Consider the following 22,734-nt stretch of genomic DNA (forward strand, 5'->3'; position numbering starts at 1 on the left):
GCGCCTGCCACTTTGGCTGCCCGTTGATGTGTCTTGTTGGTTTGCCGCTGGCGCGAGCGCGCCGCGGCGGGCCGGACGCCCACAAGCTGACAGCGCGCCGACGGTGATGCCGGAACATGCCCGGCCGGAAGCCGGCACCATGAGCGCGGCGGACCCTACGCGGTGGCCCACAACCACCCCATACCGACGAAAAATCTTGAAAGGATCAGAGCATGCGAGCGATCACCGCCCAGGACCGTGACGCAGGTGTCGACGGCCTCACCCTGACCGACATGCCCTACCCCCACGCCGCGGAAAACGACGTCATCGTGCGTGTCCACGCCGCGGGCTTCACACCCGGCGAGCTCGACTGGCCGGCTACCTGGACCGATCGCGCCGGCCGCGACCGTACACCGACCATCCCCGGGCACGAGCTGTCCGGCACCGTCGTTGAGCTCGGCTATGGAACCACCGGTCTCACCGTGGGCCAGCGCGTGTTCGGGCTGACCGACTGGGCGCGCAACGGGTCCCTGGCCGAGTACACCGCGGTGGAGGCTCGTAACCTCGCCCCCCTCGCGGCCGACATCGACCACACCGTGGCCGCCGCGCTGCCCATTTCCGGACTGACCGCATGGCAGGGGCTGTTCGACCACGCCCACCTCAGGACCGGCCAGACCGTCCTCATTCACGGCGCCGCGGGCGGCGTCGGCTCGATCGCCGTTCAACTCGCGCGGGAGGTGGGCGCCCGCGTGATCGGCACCGGCCGAGCTGACGACCGTGATGTCGCGCTCGGCCTCGGCGCGCACGCGTTCCTCGACCTGGACGCCGACGGTCTGCAGAACGTCGGCGAGGTGGACGTGGTGTTCGACGTCATCGGCGGCGACATCCTCGCGCGATCGACCGAACTGGTACGCCCGGGCGGCACCGTCGTCACCATCGCCGTGCCACCTACCGTGCAGCCCAAGGACGGACGAGCCATCTTCTTCGTCGTCGAACCTGATCGCGCCCGGCTGACCGACCTCGCCGAGCGCGTGCGGGCCGGACGGCTCAACCCCATCGTCGGCGCCGTACGGCCGCTTTCCGAAACGGTCTCCGCGTTCGCCCGCCGCCGCCGCATGCCCGGCAAGACGATCATTCAGGTCGCCGACGAACAGTAAGTATGTGATCAGTGTGCGGATCGCCGCCGGTGTACTGATCGCCGGCACGGCGACCGATGGTTTCCTCGACCTCCGCATTCCGCCCGTTGGCGAACGAACTGCGTGCTGGCGGCGGCGAGGCCTGCGCAGGCGGATACTCGCCGGAGCGGCAATGCCGAAGCAGGACCATCGCAGCGCGGTTGCCCGGGGTTCATCCACATCGGGCGTATGCGTCTGCACCCCGCGCTGCAGCTCCACGTCTGCCTGGATTGGAGAGGGCGCGGCGTCCTGTTCCCAAGCAGTGCTCGATGACTCTGAACCGACGTCGACCGCTTCCTATATCGCCTGGTGGGGGAGTCTGAGCAGCTCAGGGCGATAAGAACCGGTGTGGTGTTGAGCCTTGCATTGGGAGCGGAGTGGGCGCAGGCCGGCAAAGTTGTCAACGTAGCGAAGTGCCCACCCAGGCGTACAACAGAGCCTCGACACCGAACTTGATTCATAGATACCTTTTCTGCGGCGGTTTCCGTGCGGCTTGAGGAGGCTCCATGTCGCGACGGTGGATCACGAGGTCCGTTCTCATTGGTGCGATGGTCACCGGTGCGCTCGGACCGGTGACCGAGGCTCCGGCCGCCGCAGCCGCGCTGCCGTCGGGGTTCCAGGAGCAGATCGTGTTCAGCGGGCTCTCCGAGCCGACCGACCTGGAGTTCTCTCCCGACGGCCGGGTTTTCGTCGCCGAAAAGGGTGGCCGAATCAAGGTCTTCGACGACCTCGCCGACACCACACCGGCCGTGTTCGCCGATCTGTCGACCAACGTGCACAACATGTGGGATCGCGGCCTGCTCGGGCTCGCGCTGCCGCCGAACTTTCCCACCAGCCCGTGGGTGTACGTCCTCTACACCTACGACGCGCCGCCGGGGCAGACCGCACCGGTCTACCGCGACGACTGCTCAGGGGTCAGCGGTGGCGCCAACGGCGGACGCTGCGTCGTCACCGGGCGCCTGTCCAAGCTGCAGGCCGCGGGCAACGTGATGACCGGCAGCGAGCAGGTGCTCATCCACGACTGGTGCCAACAGTTTCCCAGCCACTCCGTTGGCGACGTCGGGTTCGGCGCGGACGGCATGCTCTACGTCACGGGGGGAGACGGGGCCAGCTTCGGCGCGGTCGACTACGGGCAGCAGGTCGGGTCGCTCAACCCGTGCAACGATCCGCCCGGCGGTGCGATGAGCCCGCCGAATGCGCAGGGCGGCGCGTTGCGTACGCAGGACCTGCGCACCACGTCCGACCCGACTACGCTCGACGGCGCGGTGCTGCGGCTGGACCCGACAACCGGCGCCGCTGCTGCCGACAACCCGCTGATCGGCTCGGCGGACCCCAACGCACGCCGGATCGTCGCGCACGGTCTACGCAACCCGTTCCGGCTGACGATGCGCCCGGGCACCAACGAGGTGTGGATCTCGGAGACCGGCTGGACCGCGTGGGAGGAGATCAACCGCCTGGTCAACCCCACCGCGGGGGTGACCAACTTCGGCTGGCCCTGTTATGAGGGCACGCCGCGGCAGCCCGGGTACGACAGCGCGAATCTCGCCGTGTGCGAGGACCTGTACGCCGCAGGCGCCGGGGCGGTCGCCGCCCCCTACGTCGCGTGGAATCACAGCAGCCAACTGGTGCCGGGAGAGGCCTGCCCCACCGGCGTCTCATCCTCGACCGGGGTCGCGTTCTACCCGACCGGCGGTGGGCCCTACCCCGCCGCGTACCGTGGTGCGGCTTTCTTCGCCGACTACTCGCGAAAATGTATCTGGGCGATGCTGCCGTCGACGCCGGGCGGCCTGCCGAGCCCGTCCAACATCATCACGTTCGGATCGGGCGTCGCCAGCCCCGTCGACCTTGAGGTCGGACCGGGCGGCGAGCTCTACTACATTGACCCCGGCGGGACGATCCGGCGGATCCGGTACTTCCCGGGCAACCAGCCCCCGACCGCCGTGATCAACGCGGCGCCTACCCGTGGTCCGGCACCGTTGACGGTCGCCTTCCACGCGACCGGCTCGACCGACCCTGACCCGGCCGACGACGGGCACCTGACCTACCAATGGGACTTCACCAACGACGGAACGACCGACTCAACCGCGCCGAGCCCGACGTTCACCTACACTGCCGCCGGAACACACACGGCCAGGCTGACCGTCACCGACACGCTCGGAGCCATCGATACGGCCACGGTCACCATAACCCCGGGCAACGACGCGCCGATGGCGGTTATCGATACTCCGACCATGGGGACGACCTGGCGGGTCGGCCAGACGATCAATTTCTCCGGGCACGCCACCGACGCGCAGCAGGGCACGCTGCCGACGTCGGCCCTGACGTGGCACCTGCGCATGCAGCACTGCTCCGCGCCGGGCAACTGCCATGCCCACTTCCTACAGGACTGGACGGGCGTCGCGAGCGGATCTTTCGTCGCACCGGACCACGAGTACCCGTCCTACCTGGAACTCGAGCTCGTCGCGACGGACGCGGACAACGTGACGCACAGCGTCGTCCGCCGGCTCGATCCGCGAACGGTGCAGCTCACCTTCACGAGCCGCCCGCTCGGACTGCAGCTGACCGTCGGGTCGTCGTCGCAGGCGACGCCGTTCGCGCGCACGGTCATCGAGGGTTCGACGAACAGCGTGTCGGCGCCGTCGCCACAGCGCCTAGGTGGTAGCACGTACACGTTCGCCAGATGGGACGACGGTGGAGACCCGTCGCAGGTTATTACCGCGCCCACGTCGGCGACCACCTACACGGCGACCTACACCGGGCAGCCAGACGCCAATCTGGCGTTGAACAAGCCCGCGTCCGGGGACAGCCAGTGCGCGCCGGCCGAGGGGCCGGGGAAGGCTGTCAACGGTGGCTGGACCGGCGGCTTGTCGGACAAGTGGTGTTCCACGGGCGCCGGTAAGTGGCTGCGCGTTGATCTCGGGTCCACGGCGAACATCAGTCGGTTCGTGGTGCGTCATGCTGGCGCCGGTGGCGAGTCCACGAGGTTCAACACGCGCGCGTTCACCATCGAGGTGAGCGGTGACGGCACTACGTGGACAAGGGCCGTGACCGTGGCCGCGAACACGGCGAACGTTACTACCCACGATGTGACCGCGGTCGGCCGCTACGTCCGGCTCAACGTCACGACGCCGACGCAGACCAGCGATCCCGCGGCCCGCATCTACGAGCTGGAGGCGTACGGCGGGGTCGGGTCGCCGCAGCCGGACGTCAATCTGGCGTTGAACAAGCCCGCGTCCGGGGACAGCCAGTGCGCGCCGGCCGAGGGGCCGGGGAAGGCTGTCAACGGTGGCTGGACCGGCGGCTTGTCGGACAAGTGGTGTTCCACGGGCGCCGGTAAGTGGCTGCGCGTTGATCTCGGGTCCACGGCGAACATCAGTCGGTTCGTGGTGCGTCATGCTGGCGCCGGTGGCGAGTCCACGAGGTTCAACACGCGCGCGTTCACCATCGAGGTGAGCGGTGACGGCACTACGTGGACAAGGGCCGTGACCGTGGCCGCGAACACGGCGAACGTTACTACCCACGATGTGACCGCGGTCGGCCGCTACGTCCGGCTCAACGTCACGACGCCGACGCAGACCAGCGATCCCGCGGCCCGCATCTACGAGCTGGAGGCGTACGGCGGGGTCGGGTCGCCGCAGCCGGACGTCAATCTGGCGTTGAACAAGCCCGCGTCCGGGGACAGCCAGTGCGCGCCGGCCGAGGGGCCGGGGAAGGCTGTCAACGGTGGCTGGACCGGCGGCTTGTCGGACAAGTGGTGTTCCACGGGCGCCGGTAAGTGGCTGCGCGTTGATCTCGGGTCCACGGCGAACATCAGTCGGTTCGTGGTGCGTCATGCTGGCGCCGGTGGCGAGTCCACGAGGTTCAACACGCGCGCGTTCACCATCGAGGTGAGCGGTGACGGCACTACGTGGACAAGGGCCGTGACCGTGGCCGCGAACACGGCGAACGTTACTACCCACGATGTGACCGCGGTCGGCCGCTACGTCCGGCTCAACGTCACGACGCCGACGCAGACCAGCGATCCCGCGGCCCGCATCTACGAGCTGGAGGCGTACGGCGGGGTCGGGTCGCCGCAGCCGGACGTCAATCTGGCGTTGAACAAGCCCGCGTCCGGGGACAGCCAGTGCGCGCCGGCCGAGGGGCCGGGGAAGGCTGTCAACGGTGGCTGGACCGGCGGCTTGTCGGACAAGTGGTGTTCCACGGGCGCCGGTAAGTGGCTGCGCGTTGATCTCGGGTCCACGGCGAACATCAGTCGGTTCGTGGTGCGTCATGCTGGCGCCGGTGGCGAGTCCACGAGGTTCAACACGCGCGCGTTCACCATCGAGGTGAGCGGTGACGGCACTACGTGGACAAGGGCCGTGACCGTGGCCGCGAACACGGCGAACGTTACTACCCACGATGTGACCGCGGTCGGCCGCTACGTCCGGCTCAACGTCACGACGCCGACGCAGACCAGCGATCCCGCGGCCCGCATCTACGAGCTGGAGGCCTACTCGTAAACCTGAATTCCAATGTGCGACTTCCTGTCGCGCGAACCGACTGAGTGCGATGGCGCCCCGCGGCATCGAACGAGTGAGGCCTACGCGTTCGCATCTCCCCGACGAGTGCTGGCCCATAGCGTGCGGGGTGTGAACAGGGTGCGCCTGCCTCGCCGGCTGCTGCTCACCGGAGCTGGTTCGGCCGCTGTGGCCGCGCTCACTGCCTGCACCGGCCAAGCGGCCGTGCCCACGTCGGCGCCGACCAGCGGCGCCGTTCGGCCCCCCGCCGGGCGGGCGGATGAGACGGCGCTCCGGCGGAAGATCGCCAGCCTGTTGGTCGTGGGCTTCCGCGGAGACCGCGTGAATCACAACGACTGGATTGTCAGGGCCATCCGAGCGGGTCTCGGTGGGGTAATTCTGTTCGACCGCGACCTGGAGACCAAGTCCGAGCGCAACATCCGCTCTCCGCAACAGGTCACCGCTCTGATCAATGACCTCAAGGGCGCCTCGCCGGGCCGGCTCATCGTGTCGATCGATCAGGAAGGGGGCCGAACGACCCGGCTCAACCCCAGCAACGGCTTCCCGGCAACGAAGTCGCAGGCCGAGATCGGCGCGGAGAACTCTCTTACGGCGACACGTGATTGGGCGCGAGGGCTTGTCGCGAGCCTCACCCGGATCGGTGTCAACCTCAACTACACGCCAGTTGTGGACCTGAACGTCAACCCCGAGAGCCGGGCGATCGGGAAACTGGACCGTAGCTTCTCGGCCAATCCCGACGTGGTGGTCAGCAACGCCACCGAGGAGATCCGGGTCCATCGGGCTGCCGGGGTGAAGACCGTGCTGAAGCACTTTCCGGGTTCCGGCAGCGCCGCCGGCAACACCGACTTCGAGGTCGTCGATGTCGGCGACACGTGGCGGCCGATCGAGCTGGAGCCGTTTCGACGACTGATCGAGACTGGCCTCGCGGACTCGGTGATGGCCGCGCACGTGCTGAACAAGCAGCTGGACCCGGACCGGCCGGCGTCTCTGTCGCAGGCGGTGGTGACGAACCTGCTCCGCGGTGATCTTGGCTGGCAGGGGCCAGTGGTCACCGACGACATGCAGGCCGTAGCCATCACCCGCCGCTTCGGCTCCGCAGAGGCGGTCCACCTGGCGCTGCAAGCGGGTGTCGACCTCCTCGTCTTCGCCAACCAGCAGGTGTATGACCCGAACGTCGTCGACAAGACGTTGGACACGGTGGTTTCACTGATCCGTCGAGGCCAGCTCACCGAGGCTCGCATCGACCAGTCCGTCGACCGGGTCGATTCGCTGCGTCCAAAACGCTGACCGTCCGGCGCCGGGCAGCACCGGTGATACCAGGTGTCGCACGGCCTCCAATACGCCGGCCGGGGACGTTGACCGTGCTGAACTGCAGGGTGATGCGCCGCGAGAACGAAGGCAGCCACCGTCGATCACGCGGTTGCGGTGGTTCTCCCCGCTGCAGCCCGGGAACTGAACGCCTTCGCCACCCGCGTCGACACCACACGGATGGCCGTCGCGCTGGCGTGGCTGCTCCAGCGCTCCCCGAACATCCTGCACCTCCCCGGTGCCTCATCCGTTACGCACAAGCGCGAAGACTTCTCCGCCGGTGCCCTGGCCCTGCCCCAGAGGCGCTGACCGAGCTGAACCGCATCGCTTCATGACCGCCGCGCTACACCTCCACGATGCCAGCACCAGCGCCGCATATCAGCAGCGGTCAGATCTGCCGGGCGGACGGTACCGGCGTCAACCGTGAATGATCGAGGCTAAGCGCGGCCAACTGTCCGGTCAGTTTGGTCGTGGTCAGATCGCGGCTGCCCTGGGCCGGACCGTTGCGCGTTACTGGGCGGCAGCTCTCGAGGAGCACCGCCATCGGGCCCGGGCTCGTCGCGCCACCGTTCGATGGTCTGCACCATCCAGAACACGGCAAAGAACGCGGCGACGACGATCTCGAGCAGGAACAGGCTGATCCAGTCGACAAGCCAAAGCAGAATGCCTACGCCGGCAGCCCCTAGCAGGACCCGCGCGAACCATGCGTAGAAGTCCCTGGATCGGGCTAGCGCGCCGGGAACGGCGTTGAGAGTTTCCTGCCGTCCCGGGTCGCGCCGAAGTGCGTTGGCCACTGCCACGACGATGATGCACGCCAGCAGACCGACGGCGGCAATGAAGTGGGCGTTATCAATGAACCAGGCCTTAGACGCCGCGAAAGCACCGGCCCAGCCCCCGTACACGACCACCGTCGCGACGAATGCCCACCGAGGGAACTTCGCCCCAGGCGTCCGCCGGTCCTTGAACGAGTAGAAGAGTACGGCGGCGAGGAGAGCTAGCGCGCCCACGAACAGCAGAGCCACCGTGCTGTTCTCGACGTTTGCCCTGGTCGCCTCGGCCAACGCCCGGACCGTGGGGCAGTCCAGCTTGTCGAGCACCGGACTGTCTGCCTGCTCGCAGGCACGAACCGCCGTCCTATGGTCCGCGCCGCGTGACGTGGGGACGATCGCGACGACGGCCGCAAGCATGCCCCCGAGGTTGAGGAATACGTCTTCTACCTCGTTCGTACCCTTCAGAGCGATCATGCAGGCGCCGAGGGCGATGAGGGCGCCGACGAACATTGCCTGCGCAGGGGTGTAGTAGTAGGCGCTAACGGACGCGAGGAAAGCGCCCGCTTGCAGGCTGTGGTACACGACCGCTGCTCCTAGACCCAGCAGCAGAGCGACCATCGTCGTTCGCAGGTAGCGGTAGGATTTCACCTCAACGTCGGACATCTCGATGCCCCTCGACCGCAGGGAGCGCGCCCGCGTGTACGGATCGTGCACTGAGCAACGTGCGCCTGGCGGGCACGGGCGTCCAGCGTGATGTCGTCAAGCCGACAGCCAACGACATGGGATGTGCGTGAGCCGCTGCCGTGCTGACGGCTGGCTTGCGGATCGTCGGGACGGTCACGGCCCTGCACCGGACCTCGGCAACCGCCTGGTCGTCGCCCGTCACCACCAGACCCCGGCCGCCGCCCCGGGTCCCCGTCCCGGAAGGCTGGACGGCCTGCCGACTGCCCGACGAGGAGATCCGCTCGCTACTCGTCTGGGCGCCGACAAATGTCGGCGGATCGGCGCAGGTGCCATCCGTGCCTGGCTCGCGCCACCACTGACCCGTCGCCGCCGGTCGATGAAACGGGCGAAATCGGTGCGCGCGCGACAATCCTCCGGCGACCATGGGCGGATGGGGCGTGCATCGGAGCCGGCGCAGACCGGGGGGATCATGCGCGGCGAGGAGGACGCCCAGCAGGCCAGCTTCCTGGAGCTGTTCTTCGACCTGGTGTTGGTCTTCGCCCTGGTCGGGGTCGTCAGCCGGATGGTTCCGGACCTTCTCTCCGACAACGTGGGCGCGCGCTGGCTGTCGCTGCTGTACACGGTCGTTCTGGCCCTGCCGTTGCTGTGGCTGTGGACGACCACGGCGTACGTCACCAGCCGGTTCGACTACCGCAACCGCTGGATTCAGCTGCTGGTCCTGGTCAGCGCGTTCGGCCTGCTGATCATGGCGACGTCCCTGTACCAGTTCGAGCAACGCGGCGCCGACTTCGCCGTGGTGTACGTGGTGCTGCACATCGGACGTCCCTTGGTGCTGCGGCCGTTGTTACGGGAGCACGAGAAGGTACGGGCGCTCTACACCCGCCTGGCCATCTGGGCCAGCATCTCGGGCGTCATCTGGCTGGCCGGGGCGGCGATGGGCGGAAACCACCGGTTGGCCCTTTGGTCGATCGCCATCACCGTGGACATGGTCGTGGCGCGGATCAGATGGCCGGTACCCGGCATGGGCCGACCACCGACCAGCGCGTGGGCGATGGCGAGCAGCCGATACCTCCCCGAGCGCTACCAGCAACTTTTGTTGATCGCGCTCGGCGAGACGGTGCTGTCCATCGGCCTCGCCTACGCCAACAACCCCGCCACGCTCGCCGCGAAGGCGGCCCTGGTGGTCACATTCATGACGTCCGTGCTGATGTGGCGGATCTACTTCTATCGCGCGGGCCAGGTGCTGGCCGAGGCGGTCGAGCTGTCGTCGAACCGGGCGGCTGCCGGCGGGATCGTCGGCGTGGCCCATCTGCTCATGGTGCTTGGCATCACCGTGGCCGCGGCTGGCTCAGAGATCGTGTTGGCGCATCCGTCCGGGCCCTCCAAACCGGCCTGGCTCGTGGTCATCCTCGGCGGGCCGGCGCTCTTCCTGTTCGGTCGTAGTCGGCTGGAACGGGTCGTCTTCAACCGGCTCGCCGTGCGCCGGCTCGTCGGTATCGGCGTTCTGGTCCTGCTGGCGCCGCCGCTGTTGTTCGGCCCACCGCTACTCGCGGCCATTGTCGCTGCGGTCGTGCTGCTCGGGGTCGCCGTTGCGGACGCTCGACGCGCCGCCGGCCAGCCACCGGAGGCCCCGTCCCCGTCCGCCTAACAGGGGAGGGCAGCGGCGGGATGATTGAGCTTGAAGACGGTCACCTCTTGGCACGGCGCCTCGATGATCCCGCAACGCGAGTCGCCGCGATGTACTTGCGCCCGAGCAGCGAAAAGCGAGATCATCACGCATGCTCGACCCCTCGCCGAGGACGACCGGACTTCACCGACGGTTTCTACGCCGCATTTCGTGGGTCGTGATCGGGAGATGGCGGCGCTCCGGGGCGCCTTGGCCCGGCCACCGGCGATCGTGCTGGTGGAGGGTGAGGCAGGGATCGGCAAGAGCCGACTGCTGCGAGAGTGGTTGGCCGCGCCGGACCAGCGCACCGCCTTGGTCTCGGTGTGCCCACCGCTTCGCGAGTCGCTGACGTTGGGGCCGATCGTCGACGCGTTCCGTGGGATCGATCGGCCGGTGTCGCGCTTGCGGCTCACCGAGCTCGCCGGTGCGTTACGGGCCCCTGTTCCCTGAGTGGTCCTCGGACCTGCCGCCCGCATTGCCGCCTTTGGACGATGCGAAGGCGGCGCGGCATCGCCTGTTCCGCGCGCTGGACGAGCTGCTCCGGGCTCTGCGTGTCGACGTTCTCGTGCTCGAGGACGCTCACTGGGCCGACGAGGTGACCTTGGAGTTCCTGCTGTTCGTCACCTCCCGGCAGCAATCGGACGGGCCAAGCCTCGTGATCTCCTATCGGCCGGAGGAGGTGGACGTCGGGTCGCTGTTGCTGCGGCTGACGTCCCGGTTGCCCGCTGGCGTGACCCAGCTGAGGATCGCCCTGGCGCCGATGCGGCCCAGCGACACGGCAGCGCTGGTGTCCTCGATGCTGGACGGCAACCCGATTTCGCAGGAGTTCACGGCGTTCATGCACGAGCGGACCGGCGGCGTTCCGCTGGCGTTGGAGGAGTCGGTTCGCCTCATGTGCGACCGCGCCGACCTCGTCTTCCGCGACGGGCAGTGGGTCCGGCTGAAGTTGCGCGAGCTGCAGGTGCCGCCGACGGTGCGCGACTCCACCCGGGAGCGGGTGGGCCGTCTGTCGCAGCAGGGGTTGCGAGCCGCGGCCACGTTGGCTGAGCGGTCATCGGCGGCCACGATCGCGATGACCGCCGGTCTGTCACCAGCTGCGTGTCGAGGCGCTGTCGCGGAGGCGGCCGATGCCGGCGTCCTGGACGGAGACGACCGCGACCGGTGGCGGTTCCGGCATGTGCTGGCCGCCACGGCTGTCTACGAAGCGATCCCGTTGACCTAGCGCAGGCACTTGCACCTGCTGGCCGGCCGGGCGCTGGAGGACATCCATCCGCCGCCTGTCGCACGCCTCGCCCGCCACTTCCGTGAGGCGGGCGAGACGCAGTCCTGGGCGCGGTACGCCGAGCAGGGTGCCGAGCTGGCCATGGCCTCGGGTGACCACACCAAGGCGGTCGATTTGCTGGTCGATCTGTTGTCGTGGGCTGTGTTGCCGCCGGCGGATCGGGCCCGAGTCGCGCGCATCGCCGGAGTAGCCGCACTGGGCCGTCGTGAACCGGTCGACGAGGTCTACCACCGCGTGATCCGTACCTTGCGCTCGGTGCTGGAGACCCCCGGTCTCTCCGCCCGCCAGCAGGCCGAGATCCGCAACCCCCTGGGTCGGCTCCTCATCACCGGGGGTGAGGCGCAGGCCGCACTCAGCGAGCTGGAGCAGGCGGTGGCCAACCTCGACCATGACCCGGTCGAGGCGGCTCGGGCCATGACCTATCTGGGATGGGCCTATGCGGGACCGTGGCCGGCGTCGACTCATCGGCGTTGGCTGGATCGCGCCGGCGAGCTGACCGCCGAGTTCGATTCTCCCGCTGAGCGGTTGAACCTGGCCGGCAACCGAGCCGCGGCGTTGCTCATGCTCGGCGAAGAGGAGGCCTGGGACGTCGTCGCCGGCCTGCCCATCGACGGCGCGACCTCGGCGGAGCGTCTCGACGTGGCCCGCATCCACGCGAATGTCGGGACCGGCGCACTGATCTGGGGTCGGTACGCCGACGCGGAGGAACACCTCGCCGTGGCTATGCGCCGCGGCGACACGCCTGGGCGACCAGTTCGCCAGAGGACTGCGTGGCCGCACGGCGCCTGCGCCTCGCGCCGCCCTCACCGTATGCCGCGCCCTGCTGCTCGCCAAAGCCGGAGACCACGCGCGCGCGGCGACGGCATACGAGCGGGCGGCGCGCGCCTGGAGCGCGCTGCCGCGCCCCTACGACGCCATGCTCGCCCGCGAGCGTCAAGCCGAGGCGCTCATCAGGGCCAGATCGAACAAGGCCGAGAGCTGCTGGCCGCGCAGTACGAGCACCTGTTCCGGCTCGGCGCCCGCGGCGATGCGGACCGTGTCGCACAGCGGCTTCGCGAACACGGCGCCGAGGTCCCGCGATTGTGGCGCGGCGGCCGACGAGGGTACGGCGACCAGCTCTCACCTCGCGAGCTCGACGTGGTCCAGCTGGTCGTCGCCGGCAAGACGAACCGCGAGATCAGCCGGATCCTGGCCAAGTCGCCGACCACGGTGGATCAACAGCTGCGTGCGGCGATGCGCAAGCTGAAGGTGTCCTCCCGGACCGCGCTCGCGGCAAGGCAGTGGAGGCCGGAGTGTTCGCAGAAGAGGACTCCCTCGATGTCTCGTCATGAAAATGACGTATCCGCTGGACAGCTAAGGTCACTCGTCGCCCAGAGCATGACTCCATGATTCATAGCCCCAGGGCGATGCATGCCTGAGCGACCTGTCGCGCGTGACGACTCCGTCACCGAGGACCAGCCAGCACTCGAGCTGTCGCGCGAGCCACGCTTCAGCGCCTCCGACGCCTCCGACGCCTCCGACGCCCGCGGCGCCCGCGACGCCCGCGACGCCGACGGTGCCGACGGTGTCGACGACCACGAGAGCCACGACCCCTACCAGCCCCTGTAGGCCGAAGGACCCCACATGAGACTCAAAGCCCTCGCGGCTTCGCTGGCCGTAGCGGTCGGCCTGAGCATGATCCAGCCATCACCGGCGTCCGCCGCTGAGCCGGATCCCGGCGCGGCCGCCAACAAGATCGCGTCCAACCTGAAGGACCGCTTCCGCACGCAGCCGGCGTCCGACTTCTGGATCACGTTCGGCACCACAGCCGACCTCGGGCCGGCGAAGAGAATCGCCGACTGGACCGCTCGTGGTCAGTTCGTCTACGACGCGCTGACCGCGGCGGCAAAGGACTCCCTGGCATCCGTCTCCACCGAGCTCGACCGGGCAGGCGTCAAGTACACCTCCTACCCGATCGCCAACACCGTGCTCGTCAAGGGGGGCACCGAGAAGCTTGCCCTCAACGTGGCCTCGAGGGTGCAGGTCGCCGAGATCCACGCGACGCCGCAGGTCGCGCTGGTCGAGCCCGTGGACGAGAAGATCCCCGCTGACCACGCGGCCCGCCCCACCGCCCCGAAGGCCGCCGCCGAGGCCGCCGCCGCCACGTGGGGTCTGGACGCCATCCACGCTCCCCAGGCCTGGGCCATGGGCGCTACCGGCGCGGGCATCACCGTGTCCAACCTCGACTTCGGGCGTCCAATTCGACCACCCCGCCCTGATGCACCAGTACCGCGGCACGAAGCCCGACGGCACCGTCAACCACAACTACAACTGGATGGCCACCCGGGGCACGTGCACGGGCGCGCCGTGCGACGACAACGGACACGGCACGCACACCATGGGCACCATGGTCGGCGACGACGGCACCAACCACGTCGGCGTCGCCCCGGACGCGCAGTGGATCGCGACAAACGGCTGCTGCGACAGCACCGGCGTCGAGTCGCTGCTCCGGTCGGGCTGGTGGCTGCTCGCCCCGACCGACGTCCACGGGAGCAACCCCGACCCGTCCAAGCGCCCCCACGTCATCAACAACTCGTGGGGCCAAACCGTCGAGCACAGCTTCGACGACTTCTTCCAGGCCATCGACGAGCCTGGAGCGCCGCGGGCATCTTCAGCGTCTGGTCATCGGGCAACACCACGCCGTACGCCGCCTGCGACACCGTCTCCTCGCCCGGCTCCGCCGAGAGCGCCTACTCCGTCGGCGCCTACGCGGCGGACGGCACGCTCGCGTCGTTCTCCCGCAAGGGCGAGGGTGAAGGTGGCCGGATCAAGCCCGAGATCTCCGCTCCCGGCGTGACCGTCCGGTCCTCCTACCCGAACAACAGTTACACCGAGATGTCCGGCACCTCGATGGCGGCACCCCACGTCGCCGGCGCCGTCGCCGACCTGTGGAGCTATGACCCGACCCTCATCGGGCAGGTCGAGCAGACCCGCCGCCTGCTCGCCGAGTCGGCCGTCGACGTCGACGACACCGAGTGCGGCGGCACCGCCGAGGCCAACAACAAGTACGGCGAAGGCCGACTCGACCTCGTCCGCCTGCTCGAGCTCGCGCCTCGGCAGGGCGGCACCCTCACCGGTGTCGTCACCGCCAACGGCGCCCCGGTCCCCGCCGCCGAGGTGACGATCAGTGGGCCGTTCAGCCGGTCGATCGGAACCGACAAGGACGGCCGGTTCACGACGATCCTCCCGGTCGGCGACTACCAGCTCAGCACCAAGGTCTTCGGCTACCTGACCGCGACCGCCAACGTCACGATCTCCTTCGGCCAGGACACCTCCGTCAAGCTGCCGCTCACGGCCGCCGCGAAGCACGACATCAGCGGCCGGGTCGTCGACGACAAGAAACAGCCCGTCCAGAACGCCGACGTGTCCGTCAAGGACACGCCGCTGAAGCCGGTACGCACCGATGCCAACGGCGCGTTCACGATCAGCGGTGTCCCCGAGGGCGGGTACACACTGACCATCAAGCCCAACGCCTGCTTCTCGCCCGCGACCGTCCCGCTGACCGTCGGCGCGCAGAACGAGTCGCCCGAGATCCCCGTCGGGCTCGTCGTCGGCAAGGGCGGCTACAGCTGCGCCGTCTCCGAAGGCGAGTACCTGCGCGGCACCGACCCGGTCGCGTTCACCAGCGGCGTGTGGGCGACGGTGAAGCTGCCGTTCCCGGTCGCGCTCTACAACGGCAGCCACGACACCCTCGGTATCAGCCTGCGTGGCGTGATCTCCCCGGACACCACGACCGGACCCGGCAGCGGCGGTGCGGGCGTGTTCCCGTTCTACGTCCAGACCCCCGTCGAGTTCGCCCCCGGCGGGGGAGTCTTCACGGCAGCCACCAAGGTCAGCGGTGAGGACGCGTTCGTCGTCGAGTTCCGCAACGCCAAGCTCTGGGCCTATCCGACCCGGTCGGAGTACACGGAGCCGGTCAGCTATTCGGCCACACTCACCCGCTCCGGCACCGTGATCCTCGGGTACGGCGACGGCACCGGGACCGACGACCCGGTGACCGCCGGCGCCCACGCCGTCACCGGCATCCAGGGCTGGGCCGGCGTCGACGGCATCCGGTTCTCCGACAGCGCCCCGCTGTTGCGCGACGGGATGGTCGTCACCTACGACATGCCTGACTTCGGGTACCTCGACGCGACCGTCGTCGACAAGAACGACGGGCTACCGGTGGCCGGGGCCAAGGTCTCCTTCACGAACAAGTCTGGGCTCGTCGAGGCCGTCACGACCAACGGCACCGGCATCGTGCATCGCCAGCTTCCGGTCGGCGACTACACCATGACCGTCGACGCGCCGGACTACACGACCGCGGCATACCCCTTCTCCCTCGACAAGCTCTACGCCGAGGCCAAGATCGACGCGCGTCTGACCACGGGTGTCGCCGGCCTGAAGGCCGACGGCCTCGACGCGCTGTTGGGCACCGACCAGAACGGTGTGGGCTCGCTGACGCTGACCAACAACGGTTCCGCCCCCCTCACCTACGACCTGGGCGAGGCCGCACGCCACCCCGAGCTTGACGCCGCCGGCGCCACCGGGCGCACCGGGACGGGTGCGGCCAGCACGATCGACCTCACCGCCTGGAAGACCGGCGCGAGCGGCATGAAGCCGTCGAGCGTCGACGGCAAGGCTGCGACGGCGAAGGCCGCGGAAGCACAGGCGGCTGGCAAGGTCGGCACGACCTCCGGCGGAGTCGTCATCGCCCGGATCGCCATCCCGGGTCAGATCGACAAGAAGGAGCCCACCGGCATCGGGTACGACGGCGACGTCTGGGTCCACGACTACAACGCGCGGACCAACACCGCCTACACGGTGACGGGCAAGCCGACCGGGAAGGTCTTCGACGCGTCGTGGAACCCCGCGTACCGGGCGTTCGACATGGCGCTCGACACCAAGACCGGTGACATGTGCCAGATGGAGGACAGCCCGGCCAGCTACATCCACTGCTTCGACCGGGAGACCGGGAAGGAGACCCGGCAGATCAAGGGCGACTGGTCCACGCTGCAGCTGACCGGACTCGCCTACGACCCGGCGGAGGACGTGTTCTACGTCGGCGGCCGGGCGAACGGCATGATCGGAACCGTGGCCGGGACGTCGCACGACAACCTGGGTGCGCTGCTGTCCTTCTGCGCCCCGCCGCTGCCCGAGGTGATGGGCCTGGCCTACAACCAGGCGTCCGACACCATCTGGTACACCGACCTCACCTCGAACAGGCCCACCCGCCTGCTGCAGGTCGACCCCGACGACTGCTCGCTGGTGAACGCGTGGTGGTTCCCGGGCCAGAAGGCGGGCCAGGGCGGCGGCCTCGAGACCGACTCGACCGGGGCGCTGTGGGCGGCGGACCAGGTCGCCGACGACATCGTGCTGGTCGACGTCGAGGACGACCTGCTCACCGACCTGCCGTGGCTGTCGCTCTCCTCGACCGGCGGCACCCTCGCCCCGGGTCAGTCGACGACCGTCAAGGTGTCGATCTCCTCGAAGGGCGTCAAGCCCGGAGTCCTCGGCGCGAACATCGTGGTCAGGTCCGACTCCGGACGCCAGTCCAAGACCTACGTCCCGGTGACGCTCACGACCACGAAGTACCAGGTCGGCGGCAACGCCGGCGGCCCATCGTTCACCGACGGTTACGGCTACACCTGGTCCGGCGACCAGGCGTCCCGCAACGGGGCGTGGGGCTATGAGGGGAAGACGAAGGTCACCTCCACGAAGGCTCGGATCGACGGTACGACGGACGACACCCTGTTCCAGTCGCAGCGCACCACGCACGACAAGCAGTTGTTCTACCGCTTCCCCGACGCGCCCAAGGGCACCTACGCGATCGATCTCGGGTTCGCCGAGATCGAGAAGGTGGCCAAGGGCAAGCGGGTGTTCGACGTTCTCGTGGACGGAACGCTGACGGAGTACGCGTACGACCCGGCCGCGGCCGTGGGGCCGAACACCGCCGACTGGCGCACCGCCGTCGTGAAGCACGAGGGCGGTCCGCTGACGGTGGAGCTGCGGGGTTCGAAGGGCCTGAAGGCCCCGACCATTGCCGCGCTGCGTGTGACGCTCGACCCGCGCGCAGACGCGGCGGAGCCGGAGCCCGAGCCCGAGCAACCGGAGCCGGGCCCCGTGCCGGTGGCCCCCGCCGGTCGCTCGTACTCGATGAAGGTGACCGACGGGCTCTACCGCCAGGGCACGGAAGAGTCCGGGTGGCACGGCGATGACGTCTGCGGCGTGCTGTGGTTCGATTCCAGCTTCCTGTTCCCGTTCTACGACACGGCCTGGGACGGCGTGTGTGTGACGACGAACGGCCAGCTGATCTTCGACCAGGCCAGCGCCGTGGGGAACAACACGGAGCTGCCCTCGCCATACACGTTCGACGCGATCTATCCGCTCTGGGACGACCTCGTCGTCGACGACCAGGCGGACATCTACTTCGGCACCACCGAGGTGGACGGCCTGGCCGCTGAGGTCATCGAGTGGCGCAACGCCACCTTCTACAGCGACAACGCGGCCCGGGTGAGCTTCTCGGTCACCCTGATCGCGGACGGCCGCATCCAGATCGGGTACGGCGACGGCGTCGGCGGCGACAACCCCCTCACCCGCGGGTCGTCGGCAACGGTCGGCGTGGAGAGCCTGACGCGCAACCCCGCGAGCCAGTACTCCTTCGACCAGCCCATCCTGAAGGCCGGCCTGGGCCTGGAGTTCACCCTTCCGGCCGCGGGCACGATCGAGGGCACGGTCACCGACAAGAACGACGGCAAGCCGATCGAGGGCGCGATCGTCACGCTCACGGGGCCGAGCGGTGAGCGGGTCATCACGACCGACGCGAAGGGCCGGTGGAAGGCCCAGGCGCTGGTCGGCGAGAACACCGTGCAGGTCGGGGCGCCGAACTACGTCACCGCCAACCACTCCGTGACCATCGGCAAGAAGGATCAGGCCGAGGTGGTCGACACGGCGTTGACCATGGGCGTCGCCACTGTCACCGGAGGTGGCTCCGCCTGGCTCCTCGACTAGGGCCAGAAGGCGACGGCCGACGTGACCGTCACCAACACCGGCTCCGCCCCGCTCGAGGTGCGGATCAGCGAGCAGAAGCGCACCAGCGACGGCGGGCACGAGACCGCCGACCTTCCGTGGCTGACCCTCACGGGCGCGGCCGCAACCGGCACGGTCACGCTCGCGGCCGGCAAGTCCACCACGGTCACGGCGACGGCCGACAACGCCGGCGTCGAGCCCGGTGTGCTCGTCGGGGACGTACTCGTGGCGTCGAACGCCGGCAAGGGCGAGACCCAGCTCAAGCCGGTCCGCCTGGCGACCTCGGCCTACTGGAAGGGCGTCGACGTGGGCGGATCCGGGCACGTCGGTGCCGACGGCTTCGTCTGGTCGCCCGACCAGGAGCTCGGCAGGCGGCCGTGGGGCTACGTCGGCGGCAAGGCGCGTGCCACCAAGGCCGACATCGCCGGCACCAAGGAAGACGCGCTGTTCCGCACCCAGCGGACCGGCGACACGTTCAGCTACGTGTCCAGGAACGCCCCCGCCGGGACGTACCGGATCGGCCTCGACTTCGCGGAGATCGAGAAGGTCAAGGCCGGCAAGCGTGCCTTCGATGTTCTGGTCGACGGCAAGCCCGTGCTCCACGACCACGACGTGCAGGCGACGGTGGGCGCGCTGACCGCGGACATGAACACGGTCACCGTCGAGCACGCCGGTGTCGATCTGAAGATCGAGCTTCTCCGTGAGAAGGGCGAGGACGCCCCGATCCTCAATGCCCTGAGGGTCCAGGAGGACCCGCGCCTATGAGATAGCCGAACGGGTCCGCCAGCAGTGGTCAGAGCCTCCTCGGAAAAGGGATTGCCGTGGAGGCTCTGACCGCGACTACCGACTTTGCGGCTTTGGTTGTCACAGCAATGTCCCGTGACGGACCGGCGGCTGCCGGCCACCGGGGTATGGCTGGCGTGTTGAAGAGCTTGTTCCGAGTTTGCCGGGTGTGGGACGGGCCGGCCGGAACTGGAGAGTGCCCGTCCCGGCCGGCTATCGATTCAGGTCACCTGGTCAGGAGTGGTTGCCAGCCGTCGCGGTAGCGCAGGCCGCGAGGCTGGAGCCGGATCTGGTCGTGCGCTGTTCCCGAGACCGGCTCGGTTCGTACCGCTTGGGGCCGTTCCACCACGACGCAGACGTCCTCGCCGGGCCACCACCAGCCGCAGGAGCGGGCCAGGCCGGCCCAGGCGTCGAGGTGTTCGGCTTCGTCTGGCCCGTAGCTGGCAAGGCCGAGTCGATGCAGCACGTCGTAGTAGGCGATCCATGACGCGTCCTGCTGCCCGTACCAGCACACGGGTACCGGAGCGTCGCCCGCGAGGGCCGCACGCACGGGTAGGTAGTACCCGTGCGCGAGGCTCCGGTGCAATGCCGTGCGTACGCCTTGGTGTAGCACGACAGCGAGCGGAACTCCGCTGTCGAGCGCGTGCAGCGGTGCCAGTTCGGGCCAGGGTTCCTTGGTCTTGCTCATGCGCACGGGTGACAGTTCGGGGTCGGTGTGAGTGACGCCCGCACTCAGCGCGCCGCGCAACTGGGAGGCGATCATGGCGATGCTGCCTGCCAGTGGTGGTGTCCCACGGGGCCGAGGGTCCCGGATGCGCTCGTAGAGTTGGTCGAGGGTGGGCCAGCCGGTGATCAGCGGGCGTGCCTTGTCCGGCGAGTCGACCCATTCGAGCCGAGGCCGGGGCCGGGATGCCCTGGCGTAGATCGCGGTCAGGCACCGCTCGGCGGTCGACTTGTCAGCCGGCTGTGTGGACAGGGCGTGGTCGAGCCATTCCTGGCGGATTCGGATGGCCTGCTGCCACAGGTCGTGAGGGCTGCCGCTGCGAACGGCCTGTGGAGGTTTCGCGGCGTCGTTGCGCCGCGCGGGGGCGCTCACAGCGCCAGGGCGTCGCCGCCCTTCCGGTACGAGATCATGGAACGACTATGGCCCACAACGCGGCGCCGACGCAAGGCGGTTCCCCACCTGGGCGGTTCAGTCAGAAGACGATGCCATTGCGCATGCGCAGACCCTGGTCGGGCGTTACGCGGCACCGGTCAGCCAAGGGCGGGGTGCGCGGATCTGCCGCTAGGCCCGCCGCACTGAAGGTCACAACTGGATGATCCTGTGGCAGCTCCAGCCCACCCAGCAGGTCGGTGACGCAGCAGCTCGCCCGGATCTCGCAGCCCGGTATGAGACCGAGCACCGCGCAGCACACCTCCACCAGGCACCCGCACCCGATGTCCGCACGTGGGGGAACGTCGCCGGAGACGTTCGGCGCCCGAGGAGATATCGATGAGGGTGTAGCCAGGGTTTGCCGGGGGCAAGAATCCGCACATGGAGGAAACGGCAGCGGGCGGGGACGGACTGCTCGGCCGGCGGTATCGAGCCGGCGGGTCGGACGGGGCGCGGCTGGTGGCACCAGTGTCGGCTGGCTGCGCGTGATGCGGCTGGGATATCGCCTGCTCGCGGTGGCGCTCGGGGCGGTGGCGCTCGGCGCAGTCCTGGACGCTCACCCCGCCTTCGCCGATCCCCCGTTGCCGTTGCCGACCAGCCTCCGGCCGGCGGAGGCCACTACGTCGACGAAAGTCGAAGAGCCTTCGTTGCCTGACGTGGTCGAGGCGCCGCTTGCCATCGCCCCGCCTCTGCCGTCGGCGATTCCTGTGCCCCCGCCGTCGGCCAAGCCCTCCATCGCCGTACCAACTCGGTCGCCCCGCACACGGCCGTCGTCATCGCCGCTCACCGCACCATTGGCGTCCGCTTCCCCGACCGCACGCGCCACCTCGCCGCCACCGCGGTCACCGTCGACCTTCGTGACAGCGGCAGTGTCCCGTGGTGGCCCACACGGCACTGCCGAGGGTAAGGCAGCGGACCGAGCGCAGACGACCATTGCTGCTGTCACAACGCCGACGTCCGGCCCTCCCGCCCGTCCCACCTCGGGACTACCGACGCTCGCGCTGGCACTCGCGTCCGGGCCTGTCGGCACCGGTACCGGCGGAGTCGACGCACCGACGTCCGCAGCTGAAGGTCCACCGTCCATCTCGCCGCCGTGCCGAGGGTTCACAGTCGATGCCGTCGACAAGAGTGCTGCCGGCCGGCCCGTGGAGCGGGGCCCTCCACCGCCACGACAACTCCTGATCACCCACCCGCGTCCCCGACGTTGATCAGGAGAAGTCATGGAGATAGCCGTTATCTGGATCCCCGCCGACATCGAGCCGTCGGAGCCCGCCGTTGCGGTGTGTCTTGTGCACCTTCGCCGACATGCCTACCGGTTGAAGGGAATCATCCGGGCACCGTGGGAGACCGTCGAGCAGGCGATGGTCGACGGGGAGGTGGACGTGGTCGTGATCGCCGACCTCGCCCACCTGCCGCCGGACCGGTCACCCCGAATCGAGGTCGCCACCAGCCCGGCCTCATCGGCCGGCGCAAGCCGACCGGTTCCCGGCCCATAATTCGACGGGCACGACGAAGCGCCCCTTCCGCGCCGGACGGGGCGCTTCGTCGTATCAGGGCGACCCGTGTCGCATCGACTTGCACCGCGTGGCACCCCGGTCAGGGAGCGGGCCACCGATTTAGCGGGCGGATTCGGTCGACTGGCGCTCGGCATTGATCCGGAGGAGTCCTTCGATCCCGTGGAGGAAGGTCTCGGACACCAACGCGGGGTCGAAGAGGCATCCGGCTGCCATGGCGCCGTCGCGGAGCAGGACGAAGTGGCGCGCGGCGCGATCCGCCGTTTCCTGGTGGACCTGCGTCATCAGCATGGTGAGCGTGTCCAGGAACCATTGCCGGTGGGCGATGATCTCCTGGTGCACGGGATGGTCGGTGTCGGGATACTCCGCCGCGGCGTTGAGAAAGGCGCATCCGCGGAATCCAGGGGACTGGATGCCCTGAGCGATGGAGTCGGCAATGGCCAGGAGGCGGTCGACCGGTGATGGGCTGGTGGCGATGGCCGCATCGACGGTGCCGCGCTCCATCTGATGGACTTCCCGCAGGTAGGCGAGTATGAGGTCTTCCTTGCTGGGGAACTGCCGGTAGAAGGTCGCCCGGGTCACTTTCGCCTCGGAGATGATCCGGTCAACGCCGACGGAGTGGATGCCCTCGGCGTAGAAGATCCTGGTTGCCGTGCGGAGAAGCCGGAGTCGTGCCTCAGAGGGCCGGGTGCCCGGTTCGGTGCGCGCCATACACCCATCCTAGCGGATAGAACGTTCGGTCTGACGCTCGAGCGGCCTCAGTTCAGCAGCCCCACCTTTCCCTGCGGTGGATGTCCGCCGCAGAAAGGGTGGTGGCGGTCGCCGAGGTCCGTTTCGATGCGGCGGAGTGTCGTGC

General features: G+C 68.9%; 14 protein-coding genes and 2 pseudogenes. 13 read left to right on the forward strand and 3 right to left on the reverse strand.

The window, feature by feature from the left end:
* Positions 1-212: 212 nt before the first annotated feature.
* The 4 genes and pseudogenes from O7603_RS31760 (at position 213) to O7603_RS31775 (ending at position 7,288) form a co-directional block, all read left to right on the forward strand.
* Positions 213-1,136, forward strand: coding sequence for an NADP-dependent oxidoreductase (locus O7603_RS31760; RefSeq protein WP_281573392.1), 924 nt, complete (start codon positions 213-215; stop codon positions 1,134-1,136).
* A 611-nt stretch (positions 1,137-1,747) separates the two neighbouring features.
* A pseudogene (locus O7603_RS31765) lies at positions 1,748-5,653 on the forward strand (discoidin domain-containing protein); the annotation flags it as partial.
* 129 nt (positions 5,654-5,782) lie between these two features.
* Positions 5,783-6,958 carry a glycoside hydrolase family 3 N-terminal domain-containing protein gene (locus O7603_RS31770; RefSeq protein ID WP_281573394.1) on the forward strand — a complete coding sequence of 392 codons (1,176 nt, stop codon included), beginning with the start codon at positions 5,783-5,785 and terminating at the stop codon, positions 6,956-6,958.
* Positions 6,959-7,096: 138 nt separating this feature from the next.
* Positions 7,097-7,288: a hypothetical protein gene (locus tag O7603_RS31775; RefSeq protein ID WP_281573395.1), complete on the forward strand. Its 192-nt coding sequence runs from the start codon at positions 7,097-7,099 to the stop codon at positions 7,286-7,288.
* Between the two features lie 128 nt (positions 7,289-7,416).
* Here O7603_RS31775 and O7603_RS31780 read toward each other — a convergent pair whose 3' ends face one another.
* Entirely contained in the window at positions 7,417-8,412 is a 996-nt protein-coding gene (locus tag O7603_RS31780) for a hypothetical protein (RefSeq protein ID WP_281573396.1), read from the reverse strand.
* Between the two features lie 451 nt (positions 8,413-8,863).
* On the opposite strand from O7603_RS31780, the gene O7603_RS31785 reads away from it, so the two are divergent.
* The 8 genes and pseudogenes from O7603_RS31785 to O7603_RS31820 all read left to right on the forward strand — a co-directional run bounded on the left by O7603_RS31785 (position 8,864) and on the right by O7603_RS31820 (position 19,193).
* Complete coding sequence (locus O7603_RS31785) at positions 8,864-10,081, forward strand: low temperature requirement protein A (protein WP_281573397.1); 1,218 nt, start codon at positions 8,864-8,866, stop codon at positions 10,079-10,081.
* A gap of 30 nt (positions 10,082-10,111) precedes the next feature.
* Positions 10,112-10,549 (forward strand): AAA family ATPase, encoded by a 438-nt coding sequence (locus tag O7603_RS31790; protein ID WP_281573398.1) that lies wholly within the window; start codon positions 10,112-10,114, stop codon positions 10,547-10,549.
* A 34-nt stretch (positions 10,550-10,583) separates the two neighbouring features.
* A complete protein-coding gene (locus O7603_RS31795) occupies positions 10,584-11,321 on the forward strand; it encodes a hypothetical protein (protein ID WP_281573399.1) in 738 nt (245 codons plus the stop codon).
* A 9-nt stretch (positions 11,322-11,330) separates the two neighbouring features.
* On the forward strand, positions 11,331-12,770 hold the full coding sequence (locus tag O7603_RS31800; protein ID WP_281573400.1) for a LuxR family transcriptional regulator: 1,440 nt from the start codon (positions 11,331-11,333) through the stop codon (positions 12,768-12,770).
* Positions 12,771-12,791: 21 nt separating this feature from the next.
* Complete coding sequence (locus O7603_RS31805) at positions 12,792-12,989, forward strand: hypothetical protein (RefSeq protein WP_281573401.1); 198 nt, start codon at positions 12,792-12,794, stop codon at positions 12,987-12,989.
* Between the two features lie 649 nt (positions 12,990-13,638).
* A pseudogene (locus tag O7603_RS31810) lies at positions 13,639-13,929 on the forward strand (S8 family serine peptidase); the annotation flags it as partial.
* Between the two features lie 26 nt (positions 13,930-13,955).
* The gene (locus O7603_RS31815; RefSeq protein ID WP_281573402.1) at positions 13,956-18,410 is read left to right on the forward strand and encodes a carboxypeptidase regulatory-like domain-containing protein; all 4,455 of its coding nucleotides are present in this window, start codon (positions 13,956-13,958) and stop codon (positions 18,408-18,410) included.
* A 21-nt stretch (positions 18,411-18,431) separates the two neighbouring features.
* Complete coding sequence (locus O7603_RS31820; protein WP_281573403.1) at positions 18,432-19,193, forward strand: malectin domain-containing carbohydrate-binding protein; 762 nt, start codon at positions 18,432-18,434, stop codon at positions 19,191-19,193.
* A gap of 244 nt (positions 19,194-19,437) precedes the next feature.
* Here the strand turns inward: O7603_RS31820 and O7603_RS31825 are convergent, their stop codons facing one another.
* Positions 19,438-20,307: a DUF6745 domain-containing protein gene (locus O7603_RS31825; protein ID WP_281573404.1), complete on the reverse strand. Its 870-nt coding sequence runs from the start codon at positions 20,305-20,307 to the stop codon at positions 19,438-19,440.
* A 1,277-nt stretch (positions 20,308-21,584) separates the two neighbouring features.
* Between O7603_RS31825 and O7603_RS31830 the strand changes: the two genes are divergently transcribed.
* On the forward strand, positions 21,585-21,860 hold the full coding sequence (locus O7603_RS31830) for a hypothetical protein (RefSeq protein ID WP_281573405.1): 276 nt from the start codon (positions 21,585-21,587) through the stop codon (positions 21,858-21,860).
* A 120-nt stretch (positions 21,861-21,980) separates the two neighbouring features.
* Here the strand turns inward: O7603_RS31830 and O7603_RS31835 are convergent, their stop codons facing one another.
* Positions 21,981-22,589, reverse strand: coding sequence for a TetR/AcrR family transcriptional regulator (locus O7603_RS31835; protein WP_281573406.1), 609 nt, complete (start codon positions 22,587-22,589; stop codon positions 21,981-21,983).
* Between the last annotated feature and the right edge of the window lie 145 nt (positions 22,590-22,734).

The sequence above is a fragment of the Micromonospora sp. WMMD812 genome, from assembly GCF_027497215.1.
GTDB lineage: Bacteria > Actinomycetota > Actinomycetes > Mycobacteriales > Micromonosporaceae > Micromonospora.